Annotated in this window: 20 protein-coding genes; 10 read left to right on the top strand and 10 right to left on the bottom strand. The window is 37.4% G+C overall.

Annotated features, from left to right (window positions below):
- Positions 1 to 37 precede the first annotated feature (37 nt).
- Positions 38 to 664 (bottom strand): TetR family transcriptional regulator, encoded by a 627-nt coding sequence (locus tag BTHG_RS14195; protein ID WP_010677393.1) that lies wholly within the window; start codon positions 662 to 664, stop codon positions 38 to 40.
- Positions 665 to 1,615: 951 nt separating this feature from the next.
- Here BTHG_RS14195 and BTHG_RS14190 point away from each other — a divergent pair.
- Positions 1,616 to 2,077, top strand: a complete 462-nt coding sequence (locus BTHG_RS14190; protein ID WP_010677392.1) for a hypothetical protein — start codon at positions 1,616 to 1,618, stop codon at positions 2,075 to 2,077.
- A 281-nt stretch (positions 2,078 to 2,358) separates the two neighbouring features.
- Positions 2,359 to 3,021, top strand: a complete 663-nt coding sequence (locus BTHG_RS14185) for a helix-turn-helix domain-containing protein (protein WP_010677391.1) — start codon at positions 2,359 to 2,361, stop codon at positions 3,019 to 3,021.
- Positions 3,022 to 3,342: 321 nt separating this feature from the next.
- Here the strand turns inward: BTHG_RS14185 and BTHG_RS14180 are convergent, their stop codons facing one another.
- From BTHG_RS14180 to BTHG_RS14165, 4 genes are all read right to left on the bottom strand, one after another.
- Complete coding sequence (locus BTHG_RS14180) at positions 3,343 to 3,819, bottom strand: PAS domain-containing protein (protein WP_010677390.1); 477 nt, start codon at positions 3,817 to 3,819, stop codon at positions 3,343 to 3,345.
- Positions 3,820 to 4,088: 269 nt separating this feature from the next.
- Positions 4,089 to 4,538, bottom strand: a complete 450-nt coding sequence (locus BTHG_RS14175) for a staygreen family protein (protein ID WP_010677389.1) — start codon at positions 4,536 to 4,538, stop codon at positions 4,089 to 4,091.
- Positions 4,539 to 5,252: 714 nt separating this feature from the next.
- Positions 5,253 to 5,696: a GNAT family N-acetyltransferase gene (locus BTHG_RS14170; protein ID WP_010677388.1), complete on the bottom strand. Its 444-nt coding sequence runs from the start codon at positions 5,694 to 5,696 to the stop codon at positions 5,253 to 5,255.
- A gap of 68 nt (positions 5,697 to 5,764) precedes the next feature.
- Positions 5,765 to 6,865, bottom strand: coding sequence for a CdaR family transcriptional regulator (locus tag BTHG_RS14165; RefSeq protein WP_010677387.1), 1,101 nt, complete (start codon positions 6,863 to 6,865; stop codon positions 5,765 to 5,767).
- 146 nt (positions 6,866 to 7,011) lie between these two features.
- Between BTHG_RS14165 and BTHG_RS14160 the strand changes: the two genes are divergently transcribed.
- From BTHG_RS14160 to pdxA, 7 genes are all read left to right on the top strand, one after another.
- A complete protein-coding gene (locus BTHG_RS14160; protein WP_026021826.1) occupies positions 7,012 to 8,169 on the top strand; it encodes a glycerate kinase in 1,158 nt (385 codons plus the stop codon).
- Positions 8,159 to 9,268 carry a 2-keto-3-deoxygluconate permease gene (locus BTHG_RS14155; protein WP_010677385.1) on the top strand — a complete coding sequence of 370 codons (1,110 nt, stop codon included), beginning with the start codon at positions 8,159 to 8,161 and terminating at the stop codon, positions 9,266 to 9,268. The genes BTHG_RS14160 and BTHG_RS14155 overlap by 11 nt, the downstream gene beginning before the upstream one ends.
- Before the next feature lie 81 nt (positions 9,269 to 9,349).
- Complete coding sequence (gene larA, locus BTHG_RS14150; protein WP_010677384.1) at positions 9,350 to 10,621, top strand: nickel-dependent lactate racemase; 1,272 nt, start codon at positions 9,350 to 9,352, stop codon at positions 10,619 to 10,621.
- A 120-nt stretch (positions 10,622 to 10,741) separates the two neighbouring features.
- On the top strand, positions 10,742 to 11,041 hold the full coding sequence (locus BTHG_RS14145; RefSeq protein ID WP_010677383.1) for a UxaA family hydrolase: 300 nt from the start codon (positions 10,742 to 10,744) through the stop codon (positions 11,039 to 11,041).
- A complete protein-coding gene (locus BTHG_RS14140) occupies positions 11,034 to 12,203 on the top strand; it encodes a UxaA family hydrolase (protein ID WP_010677382.1) in 1,170 nt (389 codons plus the stop codon). The genes BTHG_RS14145 and BTHG_RS14140 overlap by 8 nt, the downstream gene beginning before the upstream one ends.
- Before the next feature lie 21 nt (positions 12,204 to 12,224).
- Positions 12,225 to 13,517, top strand: coding sequence for a four-carbon acid sugar kinase family protein (locus tag BTHG_RS14135; RefSeq protein ID WP_010677381.1), 1,293 nt, complete (start codon positions 12,225 to 12,227; stop codon positions 13,515 to 13,517).
- Positions 13,517 to 14,512: a 4-hydroxythreonine-4-phosphate dehydrogenase PdxA gene (gene pdxA, locus BTHG_RS14130; RefSeq protein ID WP_010677380.1), complete on the top strand. Its 996-nt coding sequence runs from the start codon at positions 13,517 to 13,519 to the stop codon at positions 14,510 to 14,512. Before BTHG_RS14135 ends, pdxA begins: the two co-directional genes overlap by 1 nt.
- Before the next feature lie 168 nt (positions 14,513 to 14,680).
- On the opposite strand, the gene BTHG_RS14125 is transcribed toward pdxA, so the two are convergent.
- Positions 14,681 to 15,115 (bottom strand): HIT family protein, encoded by a 435-nt coding sequence (locus BTHG_RS14125; RefSeq protein ID WP_148361215.1) that lies wholly within the window; start codon positions 15,113 to 15,115, stop codon positions 14,681 to 14,683.
- Positions 15,116 to 15,271: 156 nt separating this feature from the next.
- Between BTHG_RS14125 and BTHG_RS14120 the strand changes: the two genes are divergently transcribed.
- Positions 15,272 to 15,769, top strand: coding sequence for an LURP-one-related/scramblase family protein (locus BTHG_RS14120; protein WP_010677378.1), 498 nt, complete (start codon positions 15,272 to 15,274; stop codon positions 15,767 to 15,769).
- Positions 15,770 to 15,913: 144 nt separating this feature from the next.
- Here BTHG_RS14120 and BTHG_RS14115 read toward each other — a convergent pair whose 3' ends face one another.
- The 4 genes from BTHG_RS14115 to BTHG_RS14100 form a co-directional block, all read right to left on the bottom strand.
- Positions 15,914 to 16,822, bottom strand: a complete 909-nt coding sequence (locus BTHG_RS14115) for a 3D domain-containing protein (RefSeq protein WP_010677377.1) — start codon at positions 16,820 to 16,822, stop codon at positions 15,914 to 15,916.
- A 154-nt stretch (positions 16,823 to 16,976) separates the two neighbouring features.
- On the bottom strand, positions 16,977 to 17,666 hold the full coding sequence (locus tag BTHG_RS14110) for an LrgB family protein (RefSeq protein ID WP_010677376.1): 690 nt from the start codon (positions 17,664 to 17,666) through the stop codon (positions 16,977 to 16,979).
- Complete coding sequence (locus tag BTHG_RS14105) at positions 17,663 to 18,031, bottom strand: CidA/LrgA family protein (RefSeq protein WP_010677375.1); 369 nt, start codon at positions 18,029 to 18,031, stop codon at positions 17,663 to 17,665. Before BTHG_RS14105 ends, BTHG_RS14110 begins: the two co-directional genes overlap by 4 nt.
- 133 nt (positions 18,032 to 18,164) lie before the next feature.
- Positions 18,165 to 19,043 carry a LysR family transcriptional regulator gene (locus BTHG_RS14100; RefSeq protein ID WP_026021824.1) on the bottom strand — a complete coding sequence of 293 codons (879 nt, stop codon included), beginning with the start codon at positions 19,041 to 19,043 and terminating at the stop codon, positions 18,165 to 18,167.
- Between the last annotated feature and the right edge of the window lie 93 nt (positions 19,044 to 19,136).

Below are 19,136 nucleotides of genomic sequence, written 5' to 3'. Positions count from 1 at the left end.
AATTTAAAAACCTCCTCATTACGATAGTTAATAAGATTTATTTGTTTTTGGATTCAAATAAACAGGTGGAAAGAAAAACTCGAAAAACATGAAATTGATTAGGTAATTGTAATTTCTCAGGTCCTAGCTGAAAGTTAGTTAGCATAATTCCGTCATAAAACGTAAGTATGGTTTTGGCAATATCCTCGGTAGGGAGTGACGGTGTAAATTCTTTTTCATCTATTCCTTTTTGAAGGATAAAGGCTAGACCATTCCAAGCTTGCTCCACTCGCGCCTCCAAAAAGGGAAGATGCCTCTTTGTCTCCCAACCTTTGGTAAAATAATATTCATAGATAGCAGGAACTAACCGATCAGTTTGATTCAAAATATTTTCCTGAACATTATCTAAAATAAATTCCAGGGCTTCCCAATTCGTATGACCTCCTCTATAAATACTCTCCAAATCCCATACATCTTCCATATCTCTTTTCTTTAAAAGCTCAATAAATACATCTTCAGTATTCTTAAAGTACGTATACACACCTCCTCTGCTAACACCAGAATGATTGATAATATCTTGTATTGTAGTTGCATTAAAGCCTTTTTTGATAAAAACGTCTTTGGCTGCCTTAAGGATTAAATTTTTTCTTTCTTCTCGATGCTGTTCTGAAACAATCGGTGACAAAGTTAACTTCCCCTTTTCCATAAGAGTCATTGATGACTCTTATATTAGAAGGAATTACCAAAAATGTCAATATAAATTTCTACTATCATCATTTAGATACATCACGGTGAAATGTATTACATGTAGATGCGTTTTTCTACCTTACCTTAATTATGGTGAACCGTATTACTTATAAATATTGTTTCTTAGTCAAACGTCATATCTTGGGTCAACTTGTGGGATGGGAAACCAGGTTAAGCGCTCGATTTTATAAATAGCCGGACAAATTTCGTTTATTTAGTAAATGACACTAAAACTAGCTTAAATAGGCGGAGAGGTTCCGCCTAATGAATCAAAAAACGGGGAAATGGGGGATTTTAACTTGCATAATCGGAAACCCTCCACTTATATTCCCCAAAATGAGCTTGATTATCCATTTAACCGAAAAGTCTCCGTTTATTTTATTTCTTTCACTGGCTACTCAATTAAGGATACTGTTTCATCCTAATATGTTTTATACAGTTTTTGCTTGTTTAATAGCTTTTTAAAAGAATAAGTCAATCCTCCCACAACCTAAATATAAAGTAGTATGTAACTTAAAGTTGGAAGGAAATTTCCCCTATAAACCCTAGTTGAATAGGAAAGGTGAGTTTATTAGTCCAATGCCTCTCCTTAAGAAAGGGAGGGGCTAAAAAATTTATTTAGTGGAAATAGAAATGGTGAAAAATTTAGAAGTTTAAGAGAAATAGATTGACAAATTTAAGAACTCTTTTAAACTAAAAATAACTCTATCTTCAAATTCTTCTGTAATACAATCTTCTCTCAATTCCTATTGCATTTTTATATTAATTTTACCTTTTCTTTCTTCAAACAACGAAACCACATTAAATACCCCTTTTACTTTACACAAATACAAATTCATTTTAGAAATTAATTCCAAGTTAAAAGAAAAATAAAGGAGATGATTCCTTCGTGGCATCGATAATATATGCTACTAAATGTCCATGTTGTGGGCGTTCTGCCATTGAAGATTATTATTACAAAACTTCTGAGCAGTACACTTTTTGTATGAGATGCGGTTTTTATTACACCAAAACTATTGAAAAATATACCCAAGGCACGATTGAATACAAGGAAGAGAAGAGTGAAGGGCACGGTATTTTTATATTGGTAAATAAAGACGGAAGAAGGGAAAAGGTGGCTTTTGACTGTAGTCTAACAAACGTACAATTGGAAGAATTAAAAGTAAAATTAATGGACAACAATGTAAACCAAGAGAAAAGCTATTTGGTTACTTACGAAAACGGAGTATTTACCATACTATTTGGAAACCCACCTGATAATTTTCATTTGTCATTTGAAAAGTATCGAGAAAAGATGTTTTTGAAGTTTGGAGTCCCCGAATATGACTTTATGGTTCCGATTGAGGAATAGGTATTAGTCGCGTAGATAATTAGCAGAGGATTTGGGGATGGGGTGCATTAAAATTAGGTAAAACTTAACTTTTGTAATTTGCCTATCAAATTTTGTTGATTAATATTTATGAAGTTTTTTTGTGGCTGTACAATTTTTCTACAGGACGTTTCCGGATAATTCTTATGACATTGCCTGTTAGAACAAACTCAGAGAGCAAGAGAAAGCGATACTTAATAATCATACATTTTCAAAGTTGATTTAAATGAGGAATGAATTATTGGAAAGGAGGAAGGATGCTTATGGGGTTTGAAGAAGAATACCAGGCATTTGTGAATGCTCACTTGAAGGCAAGAAACGGTGAAAGGTTGCGTCGCTTACAAGAGGGTCACAACCAGGCTGAAATGCTGTTTTTGAAGGAAGTGTGGTGGCCCTCATTTTACCATTTTCGATACCTCCATCCAGAATATGAAGTTAATGATTTCAAGGATGGCACCAGGTATTTAGATTTTGCATATATTCGTCCTGCCATCCGGATATGTCTTGAGGTCGACGGGTATGGCCCTCACTTAAAGAACATAAGTAGATGGCAATTTTCCGACAGCCTAGAACGTCAAAATCAGTTGGTGATTGATGGATGGACCGTGATCCGCTTTTCTTATGACCAAGTTAAAGAGAAGCCTCGTCGATGCCAACAGATTGTTCAGCAAGTAATTGGCCGATGGTTGGGGGATGAAATGGACCAAACCTCTCTGTCCACTAGGGAAAAGGAAGTGCTTAGGCTAGCGATTCGAAAAGGGGAAGACATTTTTCCTATCGAAGTAGAGAAGTATTTAAAGCTAAGTGACAAGACGGTAAAAAAGGTGCTTTCTCAACTAGTCGATAAAAAAATGCTGATTCCCGCATCTGGGATTAAGAGGGTTCGCTCTTATCGGTTGGGGGATCAGGTTAAGCACCCGATCTGATAAATAGCCGGACAAGTTTCGCTTATTTAGTAAAATGCACTGAAACTAGCTTAAATAGACGGAGAGGTTCCGCTTAATGACTCAAAAGACGGGAAAATGGGGGATTTTAACTTGCATAATCGGAAAACCTCCCCTTAAATTCCCCAAAATATGCTCAATTCTACATTTAACCGAAAAATCTCCGTTTATTTTTAAGTTCGCTGGTCGATTGTTACTCAATTAATAAGGACATGCCTATTACAAAAACTTTATCATAAAAAAACACATTGAATTTAGGATTCAGTGTGTTTTTCAGCAACTACTTAAATGGAAAAGTTCTTTTTACTCAGGCTTAACAGCTATAAATTCGTCAATCGTTTCTGGGGTATGTTTACCTTCTTTTCCTTGGAAAAGGTCGATATTAACGGTCACATCCATGCATCCAAGATAGTTTCCGTTTTTATCACGTACAGCCATGAATTTTTGATAAATTTGACCAGTTTCACCAGTGCGTTTTGGGAACCAAAATTCCCATTCGTCACGCGTTCCTGAACGAAAGTCATTTAAAAGTTTTTCAACGTGGTGCGACACTTTTGGGTGAAGCTCAAGTACATGTCGGCCAATCGCTTCTTTTCGACGACCATGCACGCGGTTAGGATTATTTGAATACCAGCGGAAAATATCGTTTGCATCGCAAAAACCCATTTCAAATGGTAAAAGATTGATTATGGAATCCAAAGTGCTTGCCTTAATTGCACCAGTTTCAAAGTTAATGACAGCTTCAGGACTAATTAACTCAGACAATTTTGCTTCAGACATTTAAAACCCTCCTATATATAATCTCCGTTTATAAGAAGAATAAGATAGTATAAATAGTAGGTGAGAAAAAATATCGGCCGACTCTGGGGCGATTATTATCTAACCTCAATCATAATGATAGCATTACCGCTGATAGCAAAATGTGATTTATCTCACAAAGGCTGTTTTTAATCATTACTTGTATTCCACTGAACTATTAATCATCTAGCTAGCTATGAACCATATATGAGTTATTTTGTTTAGATGGTTCAACTTTCAATGTAAATTTTTCATTTATAACTGCCAAAAGTTCCCCAACTTTCTTGTCTAGCAAACTGAGGATAGGCGGACATAAAAGTAACGAAGATTGAGGTTTGATCAAGATGTGGGTACGTTTCGAATAAAAACCTATCTCCGTATCGAATAGCTGTTAATGCAAGCGGTAATTCCCGTCTGAATATTTCATTCCGTTTTGCCACCATATTTTGGTTGTATTCACCTTGGTCAATATATAAATAAACACAATAAAATAAGAAATTTCCGTTTGCTTTCCATTCACCTAATACCTCGTCTCTCATGGAATTAATTTTATCCCAGGCATAATGAACTCCAATTGTTAAAAATAGGTCACCCGTCAAATCAGAGTGGGTTAATGTGTAACGCCTTGGTATGACAGGTTCTGTAGCCGTAACACCACCCATGAATTCCACAGATAATTTTTCAGGAATGAATTTGCTCAAGCAATCAACTCCCATTGGTTTTTAAATCATTATGCTAATTTTCAGTTATTAATTCGTAAAAGGGCATATGTACAATAAGTTGTAATTATAAAATCACTTTCATGCTTTGCGGTTTATATAATGCAGTATTTATGAGACAACTTCCTAACATAAGGGGGGAGTGGCTGCCAATTTGCAAGCCAGAATTAGTAAGTTTGATTGGGGAATCAATCGATATAAAGAATAGAAATTTTATGCTTTGCGTAAAGAGGATAAATCAAATGTCTGGAATGTGCGGGTTCAAAATAAGAATAAAGAACAAAAAAAAAGACCTCATTAGAGTAGCACCTAATAAGATCTTATCGGTTTAGACGTTTATAAGCATCTGCGTAGAAGTTAATGTTATCATCAATAAATTTTTGTATTAATTTTTTCATTTCCTTTTCCTCCCCTCTATCCTTGTTACATTTATTATAGTTTTTCTACTGTCAATTGTTCAATATTGATGAAAACGGGAACATTTGGCAAAAATGAGGAAAAAAGTGGAATGAAAGCGGTAATCTCTAATTGAATCATAAATTTACTCGTTTTATTAACGTTTCTCGTATTTTAGTAAGAGGTTGAGTGCATTTGGGGGCTAAGTTTGAATGATTAAAGGACATAAACCGTACCAAAAATGGGTACGGTTTTCTTTTGGTGGTAAATCATTATAAATGATAACTTGTGAACGTAATACTAAAACGTATATCGAGAAACCTGTTCGCCGCCGATAATAAGCCCGTCTACTTCTTGAAAGCCCATTTTTTCGTAGACGCGTTTTGCGTGTTCATTAGATGGTTCATAAGAAAGTGTGATAGTTTGATGGCGTTCTTCTTTCATATTCCTAATATCATCTACCACCAGTTTGATTGCCTGCTTTCCATACCCTTTACCTTGATGTTTTTGATCAATCATCATGCGGTAAATCCAGTATTCATGGTCATCCTCATCAATTCCATAGAGGGTGAATCCTATTAATTCATCCTCGAGATAGATTCCTTTTGCATGAAAGTTTTCAAGAAAATTTAACTGTGCCAGTGATACGGCATTGGTTGCCACAAACTTCACTTGGTCTTCTCGAACACGAAGTGATATAGCATCTATCCAATTCTCCTTTGTGATTGTTTTTAAATGTAGCAAATTTTCATCTTTCCTTTCAACTAATAAATTACTAACTAGTTTCCTATAGTAGTAGGTCATTTACTAGATTATAAAGAATTGGTTTGGCTATGTAGCCAGACGACCATTTGTAAGGCAAAGGCATCTTTAAAGTTTTGTGGGTCGTAACCGCTTTCCGTTTTGATTTTGTTAAGTCGGTAAATGAGCGTATTGCGATGGATGTAAAGCTTTTTCGCCGCTTCCTTTATATTTAAATTTGAATCAAAAAATGCTTGAAGCGTATCTAGATGGTTTTTAAGGTCACCACCGCCCTGTAGTATTCTCTCTGTGAATTGTCTAGCAAGCTTTGGATCAATTTGATGAACAAGCGCTTCTGGTTCAATGTCAGTATAGGAAATGATCTTTTTTTCAGGTTTACTGATGGCTAAAGCAACTTCACATTCATGGTAACCTTGATTAGTGTTCAGAAGGTGTAGTATAGGAGGGGAGTACGCCAGGCGAGCCTGGACCTTAATTTTCTCGAACTCCTGAAAAAGTTTTGCTAACTTCCTTTTTGCCTCTTCGTAAGGTACCTCTGATAAAAGAATCAGCAATTTATTACCATGGACAAATCCTGCTAAAACCTTTTCCTTACCAATGACTTCCTCGGTATTGTTAATAAGCAGGTGACTTGAAAAAGAATAATCAAATACTTCCATTACGCTAACGACAAAAGGACCAGTAAGCTTCATATTAAGGAGACTAAGCCAGCGCTCAATATTGATCGTATTTGATTTCTCCTTTAATAGTTCTTCAATAATCATTTCTTTTGTTCGTTGGCGCCATTCTGTTTGTGAGGCCATGTATGCTTGTTTAATTAATAACTCTGCCATCATTTTTACAAGACCGCCGCGATCTCTTATGATTTCAGGTTCCCCGGTGATACCAATGACTCCAACAATCTTCTCTTGAAAATGTATCGGTAAATTAATTCCAAGCTGTGTTCCGCGAAGTTGTCCTTGATTTTTAGATGTAATTTCAAGGGGTTGTCCAGTTGCAACAACTTCTAATGCACCCTCATGGATAGCATCCAAACGCGATAGATCGCGTGTTGCAATAATGACTCCTTTTTCATTCATAATATTGATATTTACATTCAAAACCTTCGAAGTTTCCTTTACCAGCATCTCAGCAATTTCCCGAGTAATCATTACATTCTCCTTTTAGTTATGGAGTACAAAAAATAATTCTAAATCTTTTAATAATTTGTATTCTACATATAAAGAAGATTGGAAGCAAGTAGTTTATAATGAAATAAAAAAGAAATGTAAACGTTTTCTGTAAGGAGGGGTACGATATAAAGATTGTAATTGCACCTGATTCATTTAAGGGTAGTGTGACAGCAATAGAAGCGGCCTTATCAATTAAGAGGGGAATAAAAAATGCATTCCCGAATGCAGAAATGAAATTAATACCTGTTGCTGATGGAGGAGAAGGGACGATGGAAAACCTCGTTTCTTCGACGAATGGTCATAAAGTTGCAGTAACTGTAACAGGTCCCTTAGGCAAACCAATTGAGGCGTTTTTCGGAGTGCTAGGTGATAACGAGACATGCATTATTGAAATGGCAAGTGCATCAGGGTTGGACTTGATTAGTCGGTCTGAACGTAATCCATTAACAGCAACAACATTTGGTACTGGGGAATTAATTAAGCGAGCACTAGACGAGGGGTATCGAAACTTTGTTTTAGCAATCGGTGGATCTGCCACAAATGATGGTGGTGTTGGAATGCTCCAGGCTTTAGGGATGAAGATTCTGGACAAGTCTGGAAATGAGGTGGGCTTTGGTGGAGGGGCATTACATCAAATTCATGAAATACGTTTAGATCAATTTGATAAACGAATTCATGAAAGCCACTTTTTAATCGCTTCCGATGTCGATAATCCACTCATTGGTGAAAAGGGAGCCTCTCATGTGTTCGGTCCGCAAAAAGGTGCTACAGATGAAATGGTTCAGGTCCTCGATGAAAACCTTACCCATTGGGGCAATGTTGTGGAACAAGTAACAGGTATCCGATTGCATGAAAGGCCGGGAGCAGGGGCTGCCGGAGGAATTGGTGGAGCATTTCAAGCGTTTTTTCCATCGACAATGAAACGAGGAGTAGATGTCGTTATCCACTATTCCAAGCTTGAAGAAAATCTTAAAGGCGCAGACCTTTTAATCACCGGAGAAGGGCAAGTGGATTTTCAAACTGCGTATGGAAAAACTCCCATGGGAGTAGCTCAAACAGCTAGTAAACTAGGTATTCCAACCGTGATTATTGCAGGCTCTATTGGTGAGAGAATAGAAAGCCTATATCAATATGGAATCATAGGGGTTTTTAGCATTATTAATCGTCCAATTAGCTTGGACGAGGCAATGAGAGAGACGAAAAAGTTGTTAGAACAAACAGCTGAACAGGTGTGCCGTACTTATTTTTTTAATAAAGAGGGGGTAATAGTGAATGAAGATTAAGCAAACAATTGAAAAAGTACCTGGTGGATTGATGGTTGTACCTTTGATGTTAGGGGCATTATTCAATACAGTCGATCAAATGCACATACCGGCGGTTATGAACTTTTTAAAATCATTAGGGGTTGCTCCAACTGCTGACGGTTATTATGAGTTTCTACGAATTGGGGGATTCTCTGAACAATTATTTAAAAATGGTGCATTAACTTTGATTGCATTATTCCTTTTTTGTGCAGGTAGCCAGATGAATCTTAGAGTTGGTGGAATTGCCTTGAAAAAGGGAGTATTGCTAACATCATCAAAATATTTAACAGGACTTGCTGTTGGTATGTTATTTGGATTCCTTTTTGATCCAATGAATGGATTTCTTGGATTATCGACAATGGCCATTATCGCAGCAATGACCAATGGAAATGGTGGTATGTATGCTGCCTTGACAGGTCAATATGGAAACAGGTCAGATGTTGGTGCAGTTTCTGTCCTATCATTAAATGATGGACCGTTTTTCACATTAATGTCATTAGGATTATTAGGCTCTAAATTCCCAATTATTGCTTTTATCGCCGTTTTATTACCGATTGCCTTAGGAATGATTCTTGGAAATCTTGACCCAGAGATTCGTGAATTTTTGGCTCCAGGAGAAATCTTACCAGTTCCATTCTTTGCATTTGCACTTGGTGCAGGTATGAACTTTATGACCTTCTTCAACCCTAGTGTTGTTGGGGCTGGATTGCTTCTAGGAATTATGACCACGGTATTAACAGCCTTTACAGGTATTCTCGTGTTTAAGTTGTTTAAAGAAAAAAGTCAAATTGCCCCGGTGGCTGAAGCATCTACAGCGGGTAATGCTGTAGGTACACCGGCAGCTATTGCGGCAGCTGCAGTTGTTGCATCTGGTTCAGGTATGATGAGTGCTGCTGAAGCCCAAGCCTATCAAGATATAGCGAACGTGGCTACAATGCAAATTTCAATATCTACATTAACGACGGCCATTCTTTGTCCAATCGCTGTTATACTTATGGATAAATACCAAAGAAGTAAAGGCATTGATGCAAAACTGGAGAACCCCGGAGCACCAAAAGACCCAGGGATCCCAGTATAAAGAAACACCCCCACCCCTGGCCAAATGAAAGGCTAGGGGTGATTGTTTATTAAAAATAATTGATTTAAAAGGGAGAAAAAAATGCAAACAACATTACTTTATGGGAAAGAAAACTTAACGATAAATGTTCCGGATGATGCACTTATTTTAGAACCACAAAACCCTTTAGGCCTTGCGGATGAAATAGGGGCTTTACAAGATGCCCTCAAAAACCCAATTGGATCCCCTCCATTAGCAGAAATGGTGAAATCAACCGATAAGGTAGCGATTGTCATTAGTGATATCACAAGACCAACGCCTAATGAAAAACTTGTTCCAGCTTTAATTAAGGAATTAGACCATGTTCCGCTTGAAAACTTTGTCATTATTAATGGAACGGGAACCCATCGTGATCAAACGGAGGAAGAGTTCGTCCAAATGCTGGGGCAATGGATTGTCGATAACGTTCGGATTATTAATAACCATTGTCATGATAAGGAAACACTTGTCAAAGTCGGACATAGTAAGTTTGGCTGTGACGTTTATTTAAATAAGGAGTACGTTGAAGCAGACTTTCGAATTGTAACAGGATTTATCGAGCCCCACTTTTTTGCAGGATTTTCTGGTGGACCAAAGGGAATCATGCCGGGGATTGCAGGCATTGAAACAATTATGACCTTTCATAATGCAAGGATGATTGGAGATCCGTTAGCGACTTGGGGAAATATGGTGAATAACCCTCTACAGGAGATGACTAGGGAAATAAACATGATGTGTAAACCTCATTTTATGCTGAACGTTACCCTAAACCGGGATAAGCAAATTACAAATGTATTTGCCGGGGAATTAATGGCTGCTCATGATAAAGGCTGTGAATATGCAAAAGAGCATGCGATGACGAAATGTGATCAGCGTTTTGATGTAGTCATCACTTCGAACTCTGGTTATCCACTTGATCAGAATTTGTATCAGGCTGTAAAAGGAATGAGTGCGGCTCACAAAATTGTGAAAAAAGGTGGAGCTATTATTATCGCTTCAGAATGCTCAGATGGACTACCAAGCCATGGGAATTATGCGGACATATTGAAGATGGCTAATTCTCCCCAAGAACTTCTGGACATGATTAATAATCCTGAATTTAAGACATTTGACCAATGGCAAGTACAAAAGCAGGCTGTTATCCAAGTATGGGCTGATGTTTATGTATATTCACTGCTAACAGATGAACAGGTAACACAGGCAATGCTAAAGCCAACGCACAATATTGAAGAAACAGTAGAGCAACTTAAAGAAAAGTATGGAAAAGACATGTCAGTGGCGGTACTACCGTTAGGACCATTAACCATTCCTTATGTTGATCATGAGGATAATTAGTCTCTTAGACTTCTAAACTGAACGGATATATAACTGGAAATTTGGCGTAATGGAAAAGGGTTTTTCGTTTGTTTGGCAACGAAGTCTATATTTATCATTCGAATAAAGGAGGGACGAGTCATGTCTCAGAGTTTTTCGGCTGTATTAATGAATGAGAAAGATAATGTAGCGACCGTTTTAGTAGATTTAGAGGCTAATATTTTTGTTACTGCTTCATATGGTGATAGGGAGCTTGAAGTAAAGTTATTACAATCAATTCCCTTTGGACATAAATTTGCTGTTGATTCAATTAAAAAGGGTGAAAAGATTTACAAATATGGCGAAATCATAGGCCTTGCTTCCTCTGATATTGCGATTGGCGAGCATGTCCATGTACATAATTTAGAAGGAACACGTGGTAGGGGGGATATAAATGGATAATCAACAATATTTTATGGGCTATAGACGTCCTGATGGGAAAGTTGGGGTTCGTAATCATGTATTAATTCTTCCAACGATTACTTGTGCAACACAGGCGGCACAACAAGTTACTCAACTTGTGCATGGGACAGTTAGTTTTATTCATCAACATGGCTGCACACAGGTTGGAGTGGATTATGACCAAACATTTCGAACCTATGTAGGTGTTGGGCTTAATCCGAATGTGTATGGTGTAATCGTGCTTGGGTTAGGTTGTGAAACACATCAAGCAAGAAGTGTAGCGGAAGAGATTGCAAAAAGTGGGAAACCAGTCGAGACTGTTTCAATCCAGGAAAATGGAGGAACCTTACAAACGATAGCAAACGCAGCTAAAATTGCCGCTAAAATGGTTCAGGATGCCTCAGCCATTATGAGAGAACCTTGCCATGTTAGTGAGTTAATTGTTGGAACAGAATGCGGAGGTTCAGATGCATGCTCTGGCTTGTCTGCAAACCCAGCAGTGGGATATGTGAGTGATTTACTTGTAAAAGCGGGTGGAACCGCAATCCTCGCAGAAACTACAGAGCTAATTGGCGCTGAGCATTTGCTGGCCAACCGTGCTGTCGATGACCGTACTGTAGAAAGAGTATATGAAAAAATTAAGCAAGCGGAAGGTCGAGCACTAATGATGGGCATCGATATACGTACAGGTAATCCTACACCAGGGAACATAGCTGGAGGATTAAGTTCGCTTGAGGAAAAGTCACTTGGAGCAGCTACAAAGTCTGGTACGAGTCCACTTCAAGAACTCATTGATTATGCGGAAACTCCAACGAAAAAAGGGCTTGTTTGGATGGATACACCAGGGCAGGATATCGAACAGCTTACTGGGATGGTAGCAGGTGGGGCACAGGTAGTCCTGTTTACGACTGGTCGTGGTACGCCAACTGGATCACCAATTGCCCCTGTTATTAAAATTTCAACAAATACACCAATGTTTAATTCTATGAGAGAGAATATGGATTTGAATGCAGGAACTATTATTGAAGGAAGAGAGACTGTCCAATCAGTTGGTCAGTCAATCTTTGAAGAAATTAAATCAGTCTCATCTGGTAAATTAACAAAATCAGAAATTTTAAAGCAAAATGACTTTGGTATTTGGAGAATTGGACCTACCTTTTAATCGTAAGGATGTGTCACTGATTTGAATAATAAAATTGGTATTATTGCAGATGATTTTACTGGCGCAAATGACTCAGGTGTACAGCTTGCCTTAAAGGGCCTTCGCTCATCAGTTATCCTCAACTGTAAGAGTGAAGGCAGCATGCAAGACCGTGAAGTGTTAATTATTGATACAAATAGTCGATCATTAGATGCAATTGAAGCAAATGCTGCTGTAAAAAAGGCAGCTCTCATGCTTAAAGAGTTAGGTTATCATCATATTTATAAAAAAGTCGATTCAACATTAAGAGGAAATATAAAAGCTGAACTTGAGGCACTTGAAGAAGTCTATCAACCAGACCTCATTGTAATTGCTCCTGCACTACCAAAAATGGGAAGAACAACAAGATTAGGTCGTCACTACGTTAATGGTACTTTAATCTCGGAAACAGAATTTGGCAAGGATCCAAAGACGCCTGTGACTGAAAGTTATATTCCACATTTATTACTTAACAAGAATGGGAGAAATGCTTCGGTTTTTTCCAAAGACATACTTCATGGTAGTGAAGAAGTATTTCACCAGCAAATCGATAAGTGTTTGAAACAGTCCATATCATGGGTTGTCTGTGATGTAGATTGGGAATCTGATTTTCAAATAATCCTAGAACGATTCAAGAAGACAGGAAAAAAGATTGTCTGGGTAGGATCTGCAGGTTTAATTGAATATTTACCGGAATCCTTACAGGTAAAGGGAAAAGTGATAAACAGTTCACCGCCACCTATAGGTAAAACATTGACGGTGTCGGGGAGCCTCTCGAAAATGACAAAACTTCAGCTTGAAGAGGCAGCTCAACTAAATGAAGTGTTTGCTATTCAAGTAGATGTTCGAAAATTACTTCAACCACACTTTGAGACAAGCTCAATATTAGAAGCTATTAACTCTCATTCAAACGTAAAGCATTACATGGTGTATGTTGAATCGAATGAAGAAAATCGTGACATTGCCCAATTCGAAGGCAAAAGGCAAGGGTTAAATAAGGTTGAAATTAGTGAGCGAATTGCAAGAGGCTTAGGAACTTTAGCAAACGATATTTGTAACCAATACGACGATATCAATGGTCTAATAATAACTGGTGGAGACATCGCAAAGGCAGTTTGTTCTACGCTTGGAGTTCATGAGATGGAATTAATATCTGAAGTAGAACCTGGTTTGCCATTTGGAAGATTAATTGGTAATGGAAAAGATCTGTGGGCTGTTACGAAAGCTGGTGGTTTCGGGAATCGCGAATCTTTGAAAAATGCAATGAATTTTTTGATAGGGATGTGTGAACATTGATGAAGCAAAAACCAATTATTGGGATAACAATGGGGGATGCTGCCGGAGTTGGACCGGAAATTATTTTAAAAAGCTTAGCTGAACAAGAAGTATATGAAAAATGTGAGCCAATTGTAATCGGAGATGCGAAGATTCTTGAGCGAGCTAAAGCTTATGTTAACTCTACACTCCATATTCATTCTATTGAAAATATCGATGAAGCCAATATTCAGGAAGGAATTGTTAACTGTCTTGACCTAAATTTATTACCTGCAGATTTACCTGTTGGAAAAGTTTCTGCAGAAGCAGGTCATGCAGCATTTGAATATTTGGCCAAAGCAATTGAACTAGCTAAACAGAAGCAAATAGATGCAATTTGCACAGCACCTTTAAATAAAGAAGCCTTACATAAAGGTGGGCATTTATACCCTGGTCATACCGAAATTTTGGCGGACTTAACTGGGACATCTGATTTTTCAATGTTGTTATCTGCACCTAATTTGAAGGTCATTCATGTGACAACACATGTTGGGATTATCGATGCAATCAGGATGATCAATCCTGATCGTGTTTACAGAGTAATTAAGTTAGCATACGAGGCGCTACAAAAATCTGGAATTAACAGTCCCAAAATTGCCGTTTGTGGAATCAATCCTCATGCAGGTGAAAATGGGCTATTTGGATATGGCGAAGAAGAGGAGAAAGTGACTCCAGCTGTACAGAAGGCTCAGGCTGAGGGAATAGAAGTGTTTGGACCATTACCGGCTGATACACTATTTTTCCGAACAGTTCGTGGGGATTTCGATATTGTTGTCGCGATGTATCATGATCAAGGGCATGGACCTGTAAAAGTACTAGGACTTGATGCTGGTGTAAATATTACCGTAGGTTTACCAATTATACGAACAAGTGTTGATCATGGAACGGCTTTTGATATTGCCGGTAAAGGAATTGCTGATGAAAAAAGCTTAACGGAAGCTATTCGACAAGCAATTGACTTTGCACCGAAAGAATAAAGGTCTTCAGGGACCATATCATAAATAGAACTTCATTAGGAAATCAAATCACTAAAAGCCAGTTTCGTTTTGAACTGATTTTTAGTGATTTGAATAAGGTAAGGGTCTAGAAAAAGAGTAATAGTCTTCAAAAGGTGACTAGTCGAGGTCCACCCTGAATGTTTTTACCTACAGATTTTCTTTGATTTTCGCAATAACATTTTCATATTCTTTATCCGTTAAGTAAGTTTTACCTGGATTCATTTCGAAAGTGGATCCCCAATTATCCTTTCCTTCATATTTTGGGACTACATGCATATGTAGATGATGCATTGTATCTCCATACGCACCATAATTAATTTTGTTTGGTTGAAAAGCCTTGTCCACAGCAATAGCAACTCTTTTTATGTCGTTCATAAATGAAGATAGTTCCTGTTCATTAAGATTGAAAAGTTCCTTTACATGATCCTTATAGACCACGTTACATCTGCCATGATAAGTTTGCTCTTTAAATAGAAAGACTGTCGAAACATCTAGTTTAGCTATTTCAATCATAAGATTGTCCCGTTTTTCATCTTCCATACAATACATACAATCCTTATTTAATTCCATCTTTATTTTCATCTCTTTCTTGTTTAGTCTTGAAGCTAATCTTGCTTTTTAGATTCGGTAAGATGCTCCAGTATAGTTTAACAGTCTTTAAAAGGAATATACAATTAGAAGTAGGTATTTGCTTTAAATATATGAGTAGTAATATGCTAAATGGAAGGGGGCCGTCGTATGAAGCAACTTTATATAAAGCAGAAGGTGTTTAGTCTAAGTGGCAAATTTACGGTAAAAGATCAGCAGGAAAAAGACGTATATTTCGTGGAGGGAAGCTTTATGACAATCCCAAAGACTTTCTCGATTATGAATACAAAAAGGGATGAAGTAGCACTCATCACGAAAAAGATGTTCAGCTGGTTACCGACATTTTTCGTTGAGGTGGATGGTCGAGAGGTGCTAACGATTAAGAAGGAATTCTCTTTTTTTAAAGCACGTTATACCATTGATGCAGCAGGTATTGAAGTGCAAGGTAATTGGTGGGATATGGAGTTTCAGGTATTGCAGTACGGGAAAGTTATCGGTAAAGTGAGCAAGGAGTGGTTTACTTGGGGCGATAGCTACAAAGTTCAAATATTGAATGAAGAGATGGAATCCATTATTATTGCGATTGTTGTAGCAATCGATTGTGTAAAGGCAGACCAAGCAGCTGCTACCTCTGTATCCACAACTTAACGTATCACATCTATTGTTGAATATCTTCTATAAAACGGAAAGATTATATCCGAAAAGTTCTTTATAAGAAAGACCCTACAAAACTTTGTAGATAAAGGTTTTGTAGGGTCCTTTATGAGAGATCTAAGAGTCTTAGATTTTATCTTAGTTTAAGATAGTTACCTTAACTTGTTTTCTACCAAAATCGATTGCATCTTGTTTAGATGGAATAAACACGTCAATTTTATTCCCTTTAATTGCTCCACCCGTGTCTCCAGCAATTGCTTCGCCATAACCTTCAACATGGACTTTACTACCTAGAGGAATAACAGATGGGTCAACTGAAATTACCTTTGTATCTGGGTTTTCCTTGAGGTTAATTCCAGTTGATGTGATTCCGGAACATCCTTCACATGAAGCAGTATAAGCTGTAGCTTCCACTGTAATTACCTTTGCTTCGGTGTTACTTTCTGATGTAGTGTCTACTGCAGTTTTGTTTTCCTTTGGTTTCTCAGTAACTGGTGCTGCTGAAGCAGTCTCTTTCTTTGGTTGGGCAGCAGGTGCAGAACTTGTACTCTCTTTTTTTGTTTGAACTGCCGGTGCAGAACTTGTACTTTCTTTCTTTGTTTGAATTGCCGATGCAGATTTTGTGCTTTCCATTGCGGTTACTGTAACCGACTGTGCTGGTTTAGCTGCAACAGCATTAGAAGTCGGTTTTACACCTTCAAAGATTACTAGATTTAATTCAGGGTGAATGAGATCGGTATGTAATTGGTTCCATTCTTTAATTTGTGAAACAGATACCTGATGCTCAATTGCTATATCCCATAAGGTGTCTCCTTGTTTAACCAAATATTGTTTTGGTTGAACAATTGTAAGCATATCTCCGGGATATATAAGGTCTGACGTAAGGTGATTTAACATTTTAATATTTTTTACAGTTGTATTATTTGCACGTGATAGATCCCAGAGGGTATCGCCTTTTTCTACGGTAATCGTTGCAGCTTGTACATTAGAACTTACTGTTACTGTGAATGCAGTAGCTGCCAAGATTGATAGCACTTTTTTAAACATTTTTTTACCTCCATGTTCCTTAGTTGCTAGTTCTTATTTAGCGTATCATAGATTTTTCATAGAAAAAGAACAGGGAGGTAATAAATTGATTACATCATTGGCAGTTATATTGCAAAAGTATTTCTAAAAGTTCTTTTGTTACAATGGCTACCATTTAATGGTGGATATTCATTAGCAGTGGAATTAATAGAGTACCCCCAAGCAAGGTAATGATAGCTGCGAAAATCATGGCGAGTGAGGAAAAAGTTACTTCCTGTTTTCCATACTCCATTGCCTTATTCGTTCCAACTCCATGTGCTCCCATACCTAATGCAAGTCCTTTTGCAATAGGAGCTTTGATTGCTAGCCACTTGATGACCATCGGCCCAACGATTCCGCCTACAATGCCTGTAATAATGACGAAAACAGTTGTCAATGTTGGTAGGCCACCAACCTCTTTTGATACCTCAATTGCAATCGGGGTCGTGATTGATCGTGGAAGGATTGACGTAATAAAATCATTATCTAAGTGTATTAATTTTGCTAGAGCAAAAGTTGATAAAATAGCCACAAGAGCTCCGGACGTGATACTGATAAGAATGGTACCAAAATACTTTTTTATAACCGGTAAATTTTTATAAATTGGAACGGCAAAAGCAATAGTAGCTGGGCCAAGCATATGTGTAAGCCATTTTGATGCATCCATATATTGATCAGCCGATACATGAAAAATTGAGATAACAAGGATTAACAGAATGGGTGAGAGCAATAACGGATGGAAAAAAGGTATGCCCCATTTTGCATATATGATTTTTACAAAACGATAGATGAGAAAAGTTGCAATTGTAAATAGAATCATCATCATGGCTGTTCACTCCTTTTCCTACCAGATATTTTTTCCGCAATTAAAGCGGTTAAACCCATTACAGTAATGGTGCTAATTGCTATTAAAATGACAATTTCTAAACCTTTTATGCTGATAATCTCATCATAGTTCACAATGCCAACAGCTGAGGGGACAAAGAATAGCAATAACTCCGCCATTAGCCAGTTGGCTCCGGCCTCTACCCATTCCAATTTGATTATTTTGAAATAAAGGGCTAGAAATAACAGAGCCAATCCAAACATTGATGCGGGGATTGGAAGTGGTAATACTTCTTTTACTGCTGCCCCCAAAAATAAGAACAGATGAATGAGTAATACTTGTATGATAATGACTCCAAGTTTCATCGTTAAGATTCCTTTCTATTTGAAAAAGGAGCTGAGTGCTCCTTTTCTGCTTACAATTTAAACATAGAGTTATCATACGCCGGTTTTTATCATTCGTAAAATACATAATTAGAATGATTTGTATAACCAGAAGTTATAATGAATCACTTAAAATAAAGTCAATAAATGCTTTAGCGGCATTGGAAATATAACGATCCCTTTTGGTAATGACCGCCAGTTTCCATAAAATTTTCTGCTTGGTATCAATGATACGGACATCTGGATGTAAGACACGATTACAGATGGAATGGGGGAGTATCGTGATTCCCAAATTCGCTGCAACCATTTCAGACATTAAGTCCCATTGGGAACTCTTAAACAGTATTCTTGGCTCAAAACCAGCAGTATGAAAATGATTCATAAGAATTTGGTGAAGCGAAAATTCCTCATGATAAAAGATGATTTCTTCCTCTTTTAATTCCTTTATTGAAACGCTATTTCTTCCAACAAACCGATGGTCTTTGTGTACTAATAGTCGCATCTTTTCCTCAACAATTGGATATACATGAAAGCGGGTCTCATCAATGGGAAGTACTGTTACACCTAGTTCAAATTCCCCGTCTTCTACGCTTTTGACAACTCGGGCACCACCATATTCTGTAATGTTTAGGTTAATATTGGGGTAAGTACGGTGAAATTTTGTAATGACTTTTGGGAAAAATAAACCACCAATAAATGGAGGTAAACCAATGGAGATTTCTCCTCTTGCTAAGTTGGTTACATCAGATAATGTCATTTTCATTTCATCCAGGAGGGAGATCATCCTTTGGGCATAGTCTAGAACTACTCTTCCGGAGTCTGTTAAGTCACTCGTTTTATTTGTACGAATCATTAATGTCATCCCAAGTTCTTCTTCTAAAGCAATGAGTGATTTACTTAATGCAGGCTGTGAAATATGTAAAGATTCGGCTGCTCTTGTAATGCTTTTATATTTTGCAACCTCCATAAAAGATAGTAATTGACGAAACTCCAAATTGAACACCTCTATTTCTTCCTTTTTTTATCTAAAACTTTACCATATCCTGTGGTCAACAAAAAATTACGTACTTTCAGATTAAGTGCAAAC

Origin of the sequence: Bacillus timonensis, assembly GCF_000285535.1 — a bacterium.
Classification (GTDB): Bacteria; Bacillota; Bacilli; order Bacillales; family Bacillaceae_L; genus Ferdinandcohnia; species Ferdinandcohnia timonensis.
This window is presented reverse-complemented; position numbering and strand designations above follow the sequence as displayed.

Coding starts and splice junctions, on each gene's coding strand:
- BTHG_RS14185 (WP_010677391.1), top strand. CDS start 2,359: ATGGGGTTTGAAGAAGAATACCAGGCATTTGTGAATGCTCACTTGAAG.
- BTHG_RS14180 (WP_010677390.1), bottom strand. CDS start 3,819: ATGTCTGAAGCAAAATTGTCTGAGTTAATTAGTCCTGAAGCTGTCATT.
- BTHG_RS14165 (WP_010677387.1), bottom strand. CDS start 6,865: ATGATTACTCGGGAAATTGCTGAGATGCTGGTAAAGGAAACTTCGAAG.
- BTHG_RS14155 (WP_010677385.1), top strand. CDS start 8,159: ATGAAGATTAAGCAAACAATTGAAAAAGTACCTGGTGGATTGATGGTT.
- larA (WP_010677384.1), top strand. CDS start 9,350: ATGCAAACAACATTACTTTATGGGAAAGAAAACTTAACGATAAATGTT.
- BTHG_RS14145 (WP_010677383.1), top strand. CDS start 10,742: ATGTCTCAGAGTTTTTCGGCTGTATTAATGAATGAGAAAGATAATGTA.
- BTHG_RS14140 (WP_010677382.1), top strand. CDS start 11,034: ATGGATAATCAACAATATTTTATGGGCTATAGACGTCCTGATGGGAAA.
- pdxA (WP_010677380.1), top strand. CDS start 13,517: ATGAAGCAAAAACCAATTATTGGGATAACAATGGGGGATGCTGCCGGA.
- BTHG_RS14125 (WP_148361215.1), bottom strand. CDS start 15,115: ATGAAAATAAAGATGGAATTAAATAAGGATTGTATGTATTGTATGGAA.
- BTHG_RS14120 (WP_010677378.1), top strand. CDS start 15,272: ATGAAGCAACTTTATATAAAGCAGAAGGTGTTTAGTCTAAGTGGCAAA.
- BTHG_RS14115 (WP_010677377.1), bottom strand. CDS start 16,822: ATGTTTAAAAAAGTGCTATCAATCTTGGCAGCTACTGCATTCACAGTA.
- BTHG_RS14110 (WP_010677376.1), bottom strand. CDS start 17,666: ATGATGATGATTCTATTTACAATTGCAACTTTTCTCATCTATCGTTTT.
- BTHG_RS14105 (WP_010677375.1), bottom strand. CDS start 18,031: ATGAAACTTGGAGTCATTATCATACAAGTATTACTCATTCATCTGTTC.